At 35.3% G+C, this 417-nt stretch carries 1 protein-coding gene; it reads right to left on the minus strand.

All coding sequences use genetic code 11. The annotated features are described in order from the left end of the window. Positions 1 to 417 (minus strand): hypothetical protein (locus C9J34_RS22240; RefSeq protein ID WP_193769136.1); only part of this gene is annotated, 417 nt, incomplete at both ends.

Genomic DNA, 417 nt, shown 5'->3' on the forward strand with positions numbered 1-417 from the left:
CCAATAACTGTTGTTATGTTTAGTTACCGACTCCGCTGTGCCTTGCCCAATTTCGTAAACTTGTATTATAGATAGATCTGATGGTTCGTACTTTACAATTTTACTAATCCACGGACTAGCCCCTAAGCTGTTACTATTATAGACGGTCGCATAAATAAAACCATCTATAGTATTAGCATCACCGAATGACATAAATAAACCCATTGGGTCTTTTCCTGTATATGCATTTCTTTTTTCTGTAACTAATTTCCCATCAAGAGTATAAACAGAAATAATGTTTTCCAAACCAAAATTTTCGTCTCTATCTGTAAATACGTATATTAAATCGTTGTGTACTGTAACACCTTGCCACCCCCTATAAGGAGCAACTAAAGGAATCTTTAAAACGGATGGACTTAACTGCATCATTTTGTCCAA

Origin of the sequence: Metasolibacillus meyeri, from assembly GCF_003049505.1 — a bacterium.
GTDB lineage: Bacteria > Bacillota > Bacilli > Bacillales_A > Planococcaceae > Metasolibacillus > Metasolibacillus meyeri.